Annotated in this window: 11 protein-coding genes and 4 tRNA genes; 3 read left to right on the forward strand and 12 right to left on the reverse strand. The window is 34.0% G+C overall.

What is annotated here, in order from left to right; genetic code table 11:
• Positions 1–101: 101 nt before the first annotated feature.
• From era to H3U96_RS03665, 8 genes are all read right to left on the reverse strand, one after another.
• A complete protein-coding gene (gene era / locus H3U96_RS03630) occupies positions 102–1,007 on the reverse strand; it encodes a GTPase Era (protein ID WP_086360899.1) in 906 nt (301 codons plus the stop codon).
• On the reverse strand, positions 1,004–1,678 hold the full coding sequence (rnc, locus tag H3U96_RS03635) for a ribonuclease III (RefSeq protein ID WP_086360904.1): 675 nt from the start codon (positions 1,676–1,678) through the stop codon (positions 1,004–1,006). Before rnc ends, era begins: the two co-directional genes overlap by 4 nt.
• 11 nt (positions 1,679–1,689) lie before the next feature.
• Entirely contained in the window at positions 1,690–2,691 is a 1,002-nt protein-coding gene (gene lepB / locus H3U96_RS03640; protein WP_065578603.1) for a signal peptidase I, read from the reverse strand.
• 20 nt (positions 2,692–2,711) lie between these two features.
• Positions 2,712–4,508 (reverse strand): translation elongation factor 4, encoded by a 1,797-nt coding sequence (lepA, locus tag H3U96_RS03645; RefSeq protein WP_065578602.1) that lies wholly within the window; start codon positions 4,506–4,508, stop codon positions 2,712–2,714.
• A gap of 127 nt (positions 4,509–4,635) precedes the next feature.
• On the reverse strand, positions 4,636–5,544 hold the full coding sequence (locus H3U96_RS03650) for a MucB/RseB C-terminal domain-containing protein (RefSeq protein ID WP_165755095.1): 909 nt from the start codon (positions 5,542–5,544) through the stop codon (positions 4,636–4,638).
• A 99-nt stretch (positions 5,545–5,643) separates the two neighbouring features.
• Positions 5,644–6,204, reverse strand: coding sequence for an RseA family anti-sigma factor (locus H3U96_RS03655; RefSeq protein ID WP_065578600.1), 561 nt, complete (start codon positions 6,202–6,204; stop codon positions 5,644–5,646).
• A gap of 35 nt (positions 6,205–6,239) precedes the next feature.
• Positions 6,240–6,812, reverse strand: a complete 573-nt coding sequence (gene rpoE, locus H3U96_RS03660) for an RNA polymerase sigma factor RpoE (RefSeq protein ID WP_065614532.1) — start codon at positions 6,810–6,812, stop codon at positions 6,240–6,242.
• Positions 6,813–7,015: 203 nt separating this feature from the next.
• On the reverse strand, positions 7,016–9,487 hold the full coding sequence (locus H3U96_RS03665; RefSeq protein WP_086360897.1) for a class I adenylate cyclase: 2,472 nt from the start codon (positions 9,485–9,487) through the stop codon (positions 7,016–7,018).
• 108 nt (positions 9,488–9,595) lie between these two features.
• Here H3U96_RS03665 and H3U96_RS03670 point away from each other — a divergent pair, with 108 nt between their 5' ends.
• The 3 genes from H3U96_RS03670 (at position 9,596) to H3U96_RS03680 (ending at position 13,058) form a co-directional block, all read left to right on the forward strand.
• The gene (locus H3U96_RS03670; RefSeq protein ID WP_086360896.1) at positions 9,596–10,219 is read left to right on the forward strand and encodes a CoA pyrophosphatase; all 624 of its coding nucleotides are present in this window, start codon (positions 9,596–9,598) and stop codon (positions 10,217–10,219) included.
• A gap of 299 nt (positions 10,220–10,518) precedes the next feature.
• Positions 10,519–11,319: a YdgH/BhsA/McbA-like domain containing protein gene (locus H3U96_RS03675; protein ID WP_165755094.1), complete on the forward strand. Its 801-nt coding sequence runs from the start codon at positions 10,519–10,521 to the stop codon at positions 11,317–11,319.
• Positions 11,320–11,645: 326 nt separating this feature from the next.
• On the forward strand, positions 11,646–13,058 hold the full coding sequence (locus H3U96_RS03680) for a hypothetical protein (RefSeq protein ID WP_198195618.1): 1,413 nt from the start codon (positions 11,646–11,648) through the stop codon (positions 13,056–13,058).
• A gap of 266 nt (positions 13,059–13,324) precedes the next feature.
• Here the strand turns inward: H3U96_RS03680 and H3U96_RS03685 are convergent.
• From H3U96_RS03685 to H3U96_RS03700, 4 genes are all read right to left on the reverse strand, one after another.
• A tRNA-Gln gene (locus H3U96_RS03685) sits at positions 13,325–13,399 on the reverse strand.
• A gap of 130 nt (positions 13,400–13,529) precedes the next feature.
• Positions 13,530–13,604, reverse strand: a tRNA-Gln gene (locus H3U96_RS03690).
• 26 nt (positions 13,605–13,630) lie between these two features.
• Positions 13,631–13,715, reverse strand: a tRNA-Leu gene (locus H3U96_RS03695).
• Between the two features lie 37 nt (positions 13,716–13,752).
• Positions 13,753–13,829 (reverse strand) — tRNA-Met (locus H3U96_RS03700).
• Between the last annotated feature and the right edge of the window lie 45 nt (positions 13,830–13,874).

The following is a 13,874-nucleotide window of genomic DNA, read 5'->3' on the forward strand; positions in this document are numbered from 1 at the left end:
TAGCATTAACTTTTGAAAAATAAATCGGAACAGGAGTTGATAAATTAGAAAGTAATCATCAGGCAAAATCTTTGCCTGATATTTATACAAAAGGATTTGGATTAATCGTCACTATAGCCTAAGCTTCGAAGAGCTCGCTCATCATCAGCCCAGCCAGCTTTAACTTTTACCCATAATTCTAAATGAACTTTATTATCAAAAAATAATTGCATATCTTTACGTGCTTCTATGCCAATTTTTTTGATTTTTTCACCTTTATTACCAATGACCATTTTCTTTTGACCATCACGTTCAACCAAAATTAACCCATTGATACGGTACATGCCGGTACGTTCATCGACTTTAAATTGTTCTATTTCAACCGTGACAGAATAAGGTAGTTCATCACCTAAAAAGCGCATTAGTTTTTCACGGATGATTTCTGAAGCCATAAACCGTTGTGAACGATCAGTAATATAATCTTCGGGGAAATGATGTCCACCAACAGGTAAATGTTTTTTTACAATGTCTTTGATGATATCAACGCCTTCACCTTTTTCAGCACTAATGGGCACAACATCCAAGAATTTGATTTTTTGGCTGATTTCTTGAATATGAGGCAATAGCTCGGTTTTATCTGTCACATTATCAATTTTATTAATCACCAGTAATACAGGCGCTTTACAATCTTTAAGTTTGCCTGCAACCATTTCATCATCATCAGTCCAGTGTGTACCTTCAACAACAAAGATAACCAATTCAACATCGCCAATTGAACTGCTAGCAGCACGATTCATTAAACGGTTAATTGCTCTTTTTTCTTCAATATGAAGACCGGGAGTATCAATATAGATAATCTGATCATCACCTTGAGTATCAATACCTACAATACGGTGGCGTGTAGTTTGTGCCTTGCGTGAAGTGATTGATACTTTTTGGCCAAGTAGTTGATTTAATAAAGTTGATTTGCCGACATTCGGTCTACCGACGATGGCAACAAATCCACAATGTTGTTTTGATTCTGTCATTTTATACCTAATTGGTTTAGTGCTTCTTGAGCTGCGGCTTGTTCAGCCTTACGACGGCTTAAACCTCGTCCTAAATATTGATGATCATCATTGTCAATTTTACATTGAATGAGAAACTCTTGCTCATGATTATCACCAGTAACTTCAAGAATTAAATAGCATGGTCGTTCATGTCGAATACCTTGCAAATATTCCTGTAATCGTGTTTTAGCATCTTTTTGCTTAATGCCGGGTTTAATTTCATTTAAACGAGTTGTATACCAAGCTAAAATTAACTGCCGAATATTTTCAATATCGCTATCTAAGTAAACAGCACCGATGATAGCTTCCACGGCATCAGAAATAATCGACTCACGGCGATAACCACCACTTTTTAATTCGCCTTGACCTAAAATAAGATAATTACCTAATTTAAACTCTTTACCCATTTCAGCAAGAGTTTGGCCACAAACTAAACTTGCTCTCATTTGGCTAAGATCTCCTTCATCTTGCTTGCTAAATCGATGATAAAGCTCATCAGCAATAACAAAACTAAGGATTGAATCACCTAAAAACTCTAGCCGTTCATTATGCATTTTATTCGCACTGCGATGAGTCAGTGCGAGTTGTAGCAAAGATGTATCTTTAAACTGATAACCAATCGATTGTTGTATTTGATTCAAATTTTTCATAGTTATCACAGTTAATGGAGCCCACCGATACGGCTGAATCGAATTCCTGTAGGCCATTCATCAGGTTGTTTTTCAAAGCTAATCCAAATAGCGGTTGCACGACCAACAAAGTTTTCTTCGGGAACAAAACCAAAATATCGGCTATCACCACTATTATCACGATTATCGCCCATCATAAAGTAATTACCTTGTGGTACTACCCAAGTAGCAACAGGTTGACCTTTTTGATGATAATAATAACTCGGATCTTCCTCTATTCCTGACGTGGTTAAAATATCATGCGACTTGTTACCCAAGGTTTCTTGTTGAATTTTTATATCAAACGTTCTTATGGATTGAGAATCAACAATACCTTTGTCCTTATATTGTTCCAAGGTATAAAAACTTGGGTTAGATTTATCTTTTTCGTGTACTTGTTTCCAATTGCTTGGCTGTGGTTGAGTATAGTGCAAATCTAATGGCTCAGATCGTTGACCAACACAATTACTATCCGTTGTTTGACAAGCAGGATAAATAACTATTTTCTTTTCATTAACCAGATAAACAATCTTATCACCAGGTAAACCAACCACACGTTTAATTAGATCCATTTGCGGTATGTTAGGATGCTTAAATACAGCAACATCCCCTCTTTGGGGTTTTCCTGTAGCAATTAGTACTTTATTGTTAATTGGATTTTTTAAGCCATAAGAAAATTTTTCAACCGCAATAAAATCACCAATTAATAAAGTTTGCATCATCGATCCTGAAGGAATCTGAAAGGGTTCATAAATAAATGAACGAATAACAAAAACCACGAATAAAACCGGAAAAAAAGATGCTAAGCTTTCAACCCAACCTTTTGGTTTTCCAACCTCAGCAAGGACTCGCCCATCAACCTCACCATTATGGGCTTTACGCACTTCTTCTACTTTACGTTGTCTAGCTGGTTTCCATCTAAATTTTTCTAAAAACCAGAAGATAGCGGTAATAAAAGTTGCTAATGTTAATATGATGGCAAATGTTCCAGCCATTTGTTTTCCTCTTTAACTGATTAATCTTTTCCTACATGCAAAATTGCTAAAAACGCTTCTTGAGGTAGTTCAACATTACCTACTTGCTTCATACGTTTTTTACCCTCTTTTTGCTTCTGTAAAAGTTTCTTTTTACGACTAACGTCACCGCCATAACATTTGGCTAATACGTTTTTGCGTAATTGTTTTACTGTAGAACGTGCTATTACATGATTACCAATTGCCGCTTGAATTGCTATATCAAACTGTTGACGAGGGATAAGATCTTTCATCTTTTCCACTAGTTCTCGGCCACGGTAAGGTGCATTATCTTTGTGCGTGATAAGCGCTAATGCATCAACTCGTTCACCATTGATTAATACATCAAGTCTTACCATATCAGCAACTTGGAAACGCTTAAAACTATAATCTAAAGATGCATAGCCACGTGAAGTCGATTTAAGTTTATCAAAGAAATCCAATACAACTTCGGTCATTGGTATTTCATAAGTTAATGCAACTTGATTGCCATGATAAACCATATTAACTTGTACACCACGTTTTTCAGCACATAATGTTATTACATTGCCTAAGTAAGTTTGTGGTACTAAAATGTTACATTCAGCTATCGGCTCACGTAGTTCTTGAATATTGTTTACGGCCGGTAGTTTAGCCGGGCTATCAACATAAATGATCTCATTTTGAGTAGTTAAAACCTCATAAACAACCGTTGGAGCTGTAGTAATAAGATCAAGGTTATATTCGCGTTCTAACCGTTCTTGAATGATTTCCATATGCAACAAGCCAAGGAAACCACAACGGAAACCAAATCCTAATGCGCCTGAATTTTCTGGCTCATAAAAAAGTGAAGCATCATTAAGGCTTAATTTACCTAATGCATCACGAAATGCTTCGTAATCATCTGAGCTAGTTGGAAATAAACCGGCATAGACTTGTGGTTTTACTTTCTTAAAACCTGGTAATGCTTTCTCAGCAGGTGCTCTAGCTGATGTTAAGGTATCACCGACTGGTGCACCTAAGATATCTTTAATAGCACAAACCACCCAACCTACTTCACCACAATGTAAACAGTCTTTATCAACTTGTTTTGGTGTAAAAATACCTAAACGATCAACATTATAAGTCATTCCGGTACTCATAACTTTGATTTTCTCACCTTTGCGTAGTTCACCATTTTTAATACGAATTAGTGATACAACACCTAGGTAATTATCAAACCATGAGTCAATAATTAGCGCTTGTAATGGTGCATTGGAATCACCTTCGGGTGCAGGAATATCATGAACAAGTTGTTCAAGTACATCAACCACTCCAACACCGGTTTTAGCGGAACATCTGACTGCATTGCTAGCATCTATACCAACAATGTCTTCAATCTCTTCCGCCACTCGTTCAGGTTCAGCCGCAGGTAAATCGATCTTATTAAGTACTGGTACGACTTCTAGATCCATATCAAGTGCCGTATAACAATTGGCCAGTGTTTGCGCTTCAACACCTTGTCCAGCATCGACTACCAATAATGCGCCTTCACATGCAGCTAACGAACGTGATACTTCATAAGAGAAGTCAACATGTCCAGGAGTATCAATAAAATTCAGCTGATATGTTTGGCCATCTTTAGCATGAAAATCTAAAGTAACACTTTGAGCTTTAATCGTAATCCCTCGTTCACGTTCCAAATCCATCGAGTCTAGAACTTGAGCTTCCATTTCGCGATCAGAAAGTCCACCACAAATTTGGATAATACGATCAGAAAGCGTTGATTTACCATGGTCAATATGAGCAATAATTGAAAAATTGCGGATATTTTTATTCATATCAATAAGTTATATTTTAGTTATGTACTGTTAATTATCATTAATGTTATTGGCTATAAATAACAAGTCAAATAATCACGAATTTGAAAGCAGACATTCTACACATTAATAGTGAGTAAGCATAGTGTTATCGAGAGTTTTCCGGTGATTTCTCAACAATATTTTGTGCAATTTTTTCTATTGTTACTTGTGGTAAATTACCAATAATTATGATATTTTTATTACCCATGTTAGTTGAGAAAATCGTTCGGCCACCTTGCTGAATAATTTGATTTAATTGACTTGCCTGCTCTAAAGAAACATTTACAGTAAATGAAAATACACCATCAGAAAACAGCTTAGTCGCTATATCAGAACTATAAAAGTTAACATTATAAGCAGCAATCTCTTTAAACCCTTTAGGTAACCATGCTAAACGCCAAGCATCAAGAAGATTATTCTGTTTTTCAATTGATAATAAAATTGGGTAGGTTCGATTATCAATATAATTTTTAAATTTTTTTGCATCAAAATCTCTATCAAGATCAATCACTTTTAATTGATTAACAATATCATTATCTTCATCTAATAAATCAATGCGTAGAGGTAAAAAATTTTCGTCATCGATCCATATAACATAACTATAACGATCTTTATCTTTAGCAATGACTTTGACTAATTGAGCTCCTCGATTAGCCGTTCTAGCCTTACCTAATAAAATAAAATCATAAATATTAGCTAATGAATTAAAATCATTATAAATAACGTCAGGAAAAGCTTCTGTTATACGAGAACTTGAAATCGAAAAAGAAGGACTATCAGGTTGAAAATAACTAGTGGTATTATTATGTAAAATTATCTCTTTAGCTGGACCTTCAAGATAAAGCAGTTGAGCATTGATATTTTCTTTTTTGTCAGCACCTAAATGATTATATTCAAAGGTAGTTGCATATTGATCTTTATCTTGCGCAATAAAATGAATTTGATAGTCACGCGTCTGCACAGCTTTGGTCATTTTATTGAGTAAACTCAACGCATCATGCGTTTCTTCCGCCATAACAGATGCGGAAAAAAATATAAAAAACAGAGTAATAAAAAAATTATTACTCTGTTTTAACATAAATTTTATCAAAGAATAAAGAAAATTCATTTTTAGTTAACGGGCATTTAACCTTTTTTGTAATTCATAATCTTGAACCAACAACCTAATCTTATCATATTGTCTTTTTTCAAGAAGTTGCTGATCATTATGCTGTTGTATACCACCAACAGGCGCAACGTTTACCCCCATAGGGATAGTATTTAGCGTAGGCGCACCACTAACATCATCTGATTGACCTTGATGATATTGGACTCCAGCAATAATAGCTAAGGTAACACAAGCAGCTAATCCAATTTGACTAACTTTAGCCATAATATCTTTCATTCGAATCCAGAATAAATTTTCGGCTTTTGGAATTGAAATCTCACTTTGGGATGGCTGCTCAGTTAATTGTGGATATAAGTCATCATCAGCAATCGCCATAGCAACTTGATTGGTAATATCTAATGTTAATGAACTACCGTGCAATTCTCCTCGCATTGCGTCTCTTGCAATATGATAACGATGCCAGCAGGATTGCAAACTTTCATCATGGCTAACCATCTCAACAAAGTGTTGATCAGTTAACTCACCGTCCATTAATAATGAAAGTTGCTGTTTCTGTTCTATTTGCATAGTAGATACCTTAAATTTCTTGCTACTTAATTTATTTAACCAATTAAAGGTTTAATTTTTTCATCAATAGCATCACGAGCTCTAAAAATACGTGATCTAACTGTTCCAACCGGTGTTCCCATAATTTCGGCAATTTCCTCATAACTTAGACCGTCAATTTCACGTAATGTGATAGCTGTTCTCAAATCATCAGGTAATGCTTCAATTGCTTCAAATACAACTTTTTCAACTTCTTTAGAAAGAACTAAACTTTCTGGGTTATCGACATCTCTCAATGAGTCGGCACCTTCGTAACTTTCAGCTTCACTAGCATCAATATCCGAAGATGGCGGTCGTCGACCTTGCGAAATTAAATAATTTTTTGCTGTATTAACCGCAATTCGGTACAACCAAGTATAAAAAATACTTTCCCCTTTAAAAGAGCTTAACGAACGATAAGCTTTGATAAAGGTTTCTTGCACAACATCAGGGACCTCAGAAGGTAAAACATAACGTGATACCAAATGAGCTAGCTTATTTTGATAACGAACGACAAGTAAATTAAACGCATTTTTATCTCCGTTTAAAACGCGATCAACTAAAACTTGGTCTGTTATTTGCTCCCCCATTAAAGGCCATTCCTCATTATGTTAATAACTATTAGTTGGCCCAAAACTGTGCACTCTAACAGTTAGATTCGTAAATTTAAAAAAAGTTCCCATTATTTTAATAGAAATTTCATTTTTTTAATCAATCATTTTCATTTTTAATTATTTATATACTAAAAGACAATGATTTTATTAAATTTTTAGATAAAAAATTTTTTAGATAATTAATTCAATAAGAAGATTTCGCGCTCGCCCGCATCGTTATATGTGATTTGATAAAATTGCGGTAAATTAAAATTAACTGAACTACTGGTAGTGAAAGTAAAACGGTCATCAGATAATACATAAAAATCATTGATATCTTTAACCATATTTTCTTTAGTACCATTACAATTACGGTATATTTCTATTTGATTATGTTCATTTAAAATATATAAATCAAATCCTGTAGTGGTATCTTCAAAGAAGAATTGAATAATACCTTCATAAGCGACGCTATCTATCTCTTTAGGTAATTCATTACTTTCATCTAAGATATTTAACGGCCTACCTTGAACTTTATTATTCGATACCGCTCCATAAAAATCAATAGCATTTTCGAATTGATGAAATGAAACGCCAAATCGTTCAAAAAATAGATACCATGAAGCACCATCTATTCTAAGTGGTTTGACTTGGGTTAAGTTATTTTTAGTAGTCGTCAATCGTAAATCAACACAGTCATCCATCAGTTTTTTCATTTGTTTACAGACTTCATGACTAAGATGTTTACTATAACAAAAAATTTCGACCGAATTAGGTAAATCAGCATCTTTATGCATACGATTAAGTAACGCTTTTATGGCTTCCAGCACACATAAAGAACCACTAAAATGTAATACCCGAATTTCATTCCATGAGTTACGATAAAGTAAATCTATAGAACCAACTAAACTTACCTCTTGCTTGCCATAATTTAAAACATTAGTACTAATTTCATCCTCAAGTTCTAAATTAATAGTTGGATCATCTTCTAAATTCAAGATAATCGCCAAATGGCGTATTTCGCAAGGCCCATATAACTGTTCCTCCGTTGCGGTAGGTACATCTATCGGAAAATAATTTTTCAGATCTTCGATGAGCTTGGTTATTTTTTGATTATCTCGCTCATCACCATCGTAATAATAAAAATTGGTTGAATCAGAAATTAAACCATTAAAGTAACACCAACCAACTAATTTAACCAAGTATTTACTATATTCTAAGTATTGGTGACCAATAATAGAATTTAGTTTAGGTGTTTGATTGTAAACATACCAACCGGCTCGATTGATACGATCTTCTTTGACATGGATAAAAGTTAATACATCTTCTTGCAGATTATCCGAAATATTAAGTTTTAATGTTGAAATTTTACCCGGTAGAACTTCAAAAGAGGCATATAATTTACGAGTCAGTATAGCCAAGTCTTGTGGACTAATAAGTGAATCTAAGTTATTACGACGACCAAAATTGAGTAAATTACGATAACCTGTCATCATGGTATGGAGCAATATTTCGTGTATTTCACGTACTTGTTCTATTTTCCATGTTTTACTGGCGTCCAATTTTACCAATAACTTATGCTTCCATCCCCATTGTTGTACTAATTCATTTAATATTTTACGACGCCATGACGATGGTTGATCACTATCTGATAATTTTTCATTTACTTTTAAATAAAAACAATGCCTTACCAATTCAAGGCGTTGAAAATCTCTAATTTCAATTAGATAATTAGAAATCCGATCTAATAACATAGAGTATGAATCAAGATAATGATGAACGTGAATTTCACCTTTTTGAATATACTCGCGCATTTCATAAGCAATTGGTCTATTTTCAGGATAGATAGAAGAATAAGCTTCAAGTAGTAATGTTTTTAATACAGCTTTAAATGGCGAATCAATACTTTTATAGAGTTGCCATAAACTTGCGCCAAAATACTCTTCGGCAGACAATCCAGTGAGTGGTCCAAAATCGATCCATTCTTCACGTTTGATTATATTAGCGACCACTAATGCTTGAACACATTTTTCATAAGTTGGGTAAGTAACATCATTAATAGTAAAATCAGCTGGAACTGCAAACCATAGTAGTCGTTTACCAGCTAAAAGATTGGCGGAACGATAGAACTCTTCCAGCAATAAAATATGTTGTGCTGAACCACAGTTTTCACCCATCAAACATTCATGATGTTGGTTGATAAATCGATCGACATCAACGACAAATAATGTAAGTTTTACACCTAGTTCCTCAGCCCACTCTTCAATCAATCGACACTTCGTTATTAAAGCTTGCTTTTTAACTGTAGATAAATTATTTTCGATACAAACCCATATATCAAGATCAGAGGTAACCGCCTGTCCTATAGAGCAGGTACTCCCCATTGAATATAGTGCAGATATGTCAGAATATTTTGTCTGTGTAGCGTTGTTAAAATTGAAACAATGTTGTAGTTGTTCAATAATCTCATTTGAAGGTTGATAGTATGCAATACCTGATGGGGTATCTATATTTTGATAACCGGGAAGATCTGGATGATGAAAATGAAAAAGCACTGGTAACAAGGTAAAAACTCGTTGGAATTCCAAAGGCATTCCACTTCGAGCTCGCTCATGTTTCAGAATAGCAAGATCATCAAGTTCTTTTTTTATGTTATTAATATCGTATTGCATAGTATTATTCAGGTGAAACAGATGTACTATTGACGAACAATTTCTCCAATAATTTTATATTATAACGTAAAAAGAATGTAAACCTAAAAATAAAACGAAATAAATATTATGACCACAATCGAAAAAATATCACAATCTTTAAAAAAAACCAAAAAACAATTTCACACCATTAATAAAGCAGCAGTATTAATACCCATTATCTCTATCAAAAATCAATTACACCTACTTTTTCAAGTACGTTCAAAGAAACTTAAATGGCAACCCGGGGATATTTGTTTTCCTGGTGGTCGAGTTGAAGTAACTGATGATAGCCCTGAATATACAGCTAAACGTGAAACCTTTGAAGAATTAGGCATTACCATTGATCAAATAACTATTTTGGGGCAATTGCCGAAATTTATTGCTTCGTTAGGTATGATGATTTATCCATTTGTCGCAAAAATTGAATCTTTAGATAACTTGCTACTTAATCAAGATGAAGTTGAATCTGTTTTTACGGTTCCACTTGACTGGTTTATTAACCATCCACCGAAGCAAGCTAACATGTTAGTCGGTTTCAAGCCTGATGACAATTTTCCATTTGAATTGGTACCTAATCGAACCGCAAATTGGCAACAAAAATCTCAACATAATGTTCATTTTTATCAATATGATAATTTTGTTATTTGGGGATTGACTGCACAAATTATTAATAGTTTTATAAGTACCATCAAAAGTAATACTAAATTATAAATTACAGTTAAATTAAATATGCTTCAGTTCTGACTTTAACATAAAATGCTTTAAGAAAAATTTTTTCAAAAAAAACCAAGTGGTACCTACACAAATATTTTGATTAATATATACTATTAATCGGTTATTTCTCATTTCTATCATTTCTACCCTGTTTTATCTAGCTGTCTGAAAGAATTAGTAAAAGATTTATTTCGAGAGCGTTATTCGTTTTTCAAAACTCTCATGCAATACCCCCATAAAATAAGCGTTACAAATTGTTTTTTAATTTTTATAACATAAATATGAAGGACATTATTATGAAACGTTTTAATAAATCATCTATTGCATTAGCTTTACTATTATCTCTACCTGTTGCCAATATTTATGCGGCATTACCATTAACAGCTGAGGAAAGTAATAACCTCATTCCTTATAAAGAAATTTCAGTAACTGGTAGCTATTTACAAGCACAAAATGCAGCAGATGATATATCTAAAGCTGCTGATGAAGCTGGAGCAAAATATTATCATATCACTGGTATTGAACAACCAGCTACTGGTACTTCAACCGATCGTGCTACTGTTTATGCTGATATTTATTTATCAAATGCGCCAATTGCTGTCAGCAAAGATGAAGCTACCCATAATGGCATTGTGCTTTATCCTCGATCTAAAGCACTTTATTATTTACCATTTGAAATAGTTAAATACAAAGGTAGCTATAACAATACCGCTGAAATAATGGATTCAGCAAGTAAAATAGCTGCGGAAAAAAATGCTTATGCATTTTATGTGTATTCAATTACTGCCGATGATGTTAAAAATAATGAGCAGGAAATTGATGTTGCTTTATTTAAAAAAGATGCACCAGTCCGTGACTTTATTATCTCTAAAGCCATTGCAGGTCAAGATGCTTATGAAATCACTAGTGATGCATTCAAAGTGATGAAACCTTATCAAACTATTGTGTTCCATGGCACATTTAATGATACTAGCGAAATTAGTGCTGCTGCACAAAAATATGCTATCGCTAATGATGCTCATTTCTATTATGTCAAAGAAGTCTCTGCCAATCGTGCCGGCACCGCTCAAACAGTTTATGTAAATTTATATAAATAACGATCCACTACATAATTATCCATGTGTTAAATATCATATTTTTACACATGGATTTTTTACAAAAATTAACTTTTAGTTTCAAGCTCTACCTAACAATGCAATTCATAAAAAAGATTTTTATCCAAGAATTAAGCTTTTCACGATTTAAGTTTGTAGTAATAAGTATCAGCATAATTTAAACACAATAAATATATCTTTTTTATTTAAATTTAAGAATTAAAAGGTAAGGTAAGATGATGTTATTGAAAGGATTTAAATTTATTCTGTGTTCTCAATTTCAATGCTTAACACGATTTATCATATTCTTTTTAATTTCAGTGTTTTTAATGAGCGGATTAGCTTTGGCATTGGATACAAAAACAGTAGAGGTTATTCATGGTTCCGCTCCCTATTTTATTAACCCAGATGCGATAGGCATAAATGGATCTCGAGAATATAATCAACAAAACTTTCACTATTTTGGAGTAAAATTACAAACTACAATAAACTCTGAATTAAATAGTTTAAACGACACAATAAAGTCCATAAATTTCCCTCAAGTTGATCCTAATACAACCACACCAAATCAATTGTTAACTATGTTAAAGTCTGATTATGGTTTTGAACCTATAATAATGCCATTTTCACCTACTAATCCAATTGATAGCCAGAACGTCTCTGATGATGACGGCGATGTTATAACTACAATAACCCCACCTGATGGCGGTTTTAAAATAGATTGGTTCTATCGAGCTGCCAATATATCCTATTTGTTATTGGAGCCAGATAGAAATAGAACCTTTTGTGAGCTAGCACGGTTGGGGTGGAACCCATATATCAGAATTTCAGGCACTATCGCTTTAGTTTCTGAATATGGCATGCCAAATTATACAATTTATTCTACGCCTAAAAGTGACTTTTTGATTTACAATGCGATCAAACCTACCGTTTGTGCAAATCGACCATCAATTGTATATTCATTCCCTTTCGAAAATCGAGATTACACTGGTGACTGGGCACATTTAACTTGGGGTGATAACAATCAACACATAGTTGATTCTGGCTTCGTCAATAAAGTCAGTGCTGGTGGTTTTCCAACTACTGGATTTGATCAAGCACGATTTCTCATGTTTATAGCTGGTGCACCTTTTGATTTATCGACAATAACATCATCAAATAGTTCAAAAGGAGTAAATGTTCAAATAAACACAATTAGTGATAATGATGTAGATAGCCACCTGGCTAACACGGCTGTTCAAGTTAAATTGCTAGGAGAAGCCACTGAAGCAAATCCTACATTTTCTATAAAATCCAACGGTGAAGATATTTATTCGTTTACTATTAAGAAATGGTTCTCCGCACCCAGCCAAGATTTTTATCCTTATAATCAAAGTAGAAGTGTTTGTCAGGGAAACTATATCGTTCCATCTATTGAAGATTTAACCAACAGTGACCAAGGTCTTATAACTAGTGGCGGTGCTTGCCAATCTGATAATAACTCAGATAATTGCCTAGCCATTACAACAAATCACTATTATCGTCAGGTTGGAAACAATCTTCTAGCTGAATGGGGTGATGTAACTAACGAAGAAAACTATTATCATCACACTTATCCCGGTAACCATTTTCCTAGAGGACATTTATATTGGACTTCAGACGAAAGAGATAGTAATAACCAATATGCAGTAGGTTCAACAAAAGGGGCTATTGAATGGCAGTTGAAAGATAATGAATTATATTTTGTTTGTGTGCTGAAATAGAAAATTTATTCATAAATTGCGTTATAAGATGATATAACGCAATTTTCATTGTTATTATAGTTAAAATAATTTTAATTTCGCTTTTAAAAAGCAGATAATCCACTTTAGTATTTACTGTTAAAAGCAACTCATCATTTATATATTAAATAAGATAAATAAACTTAATCCAAAAAATAACTAGTGGCTGATTTTTCAACTATGACTATCAATTGACATTAATCAATTCACTCAAAAGAGTGATACATAGATAATGTTTGAAAATTAAATGGCTGGGGTACCAGGATTCGAACCTGGGCATGGCGGGATCAAAACCCGCTGCCTTACCGCTTGGCTATACCCCAATATGAATGGAGATTAGATATCTGATAAATATACTAATTCCGCATATTTTTATAGAATTGATTATAGTGGCAAAGTTCCAATATAAAAATAGACTAAAAAGTCGGATATAAAAATATGAGCAGATTGGAATGGCTGGGGTACCAGGATTCGAACCTGGGCGTGGCGGGATCAAAACCCGCTGCCTTACCGCTTGGCTATACCCCAATAAAGGATAGACATTAAGATTAAAATGGTGCGGGTGGAGAGACTTGAACTCACACACCTTGCGGCGCCAGAACCTAAATCTGGTGCGTCTACCAATTTCGCCACACCCGCACTGTATACTTTCGGTAAAAGTACAAACTAATCTTAATGGTGGCTACGACGGGATTCGAACCTGTGACCCCATCATTATGAGTGATGTGCTCTAACCAGCTGAGCTACGTAGCCATTTCATTCGCAACGTCATAACCAACACTGCGAGGCGCATTATGC

This window comes from Gilliamella sp. M0364 (assembly GCF_016100565.1).
In the GTDB taxonomy this organism is placed as follows: domain Bacteria; phylum Pseudomonadota; class Gammaproteobacteria; order Enterobacterales; family Orbaceae; genus Gilliamella; species Gilliamella apis.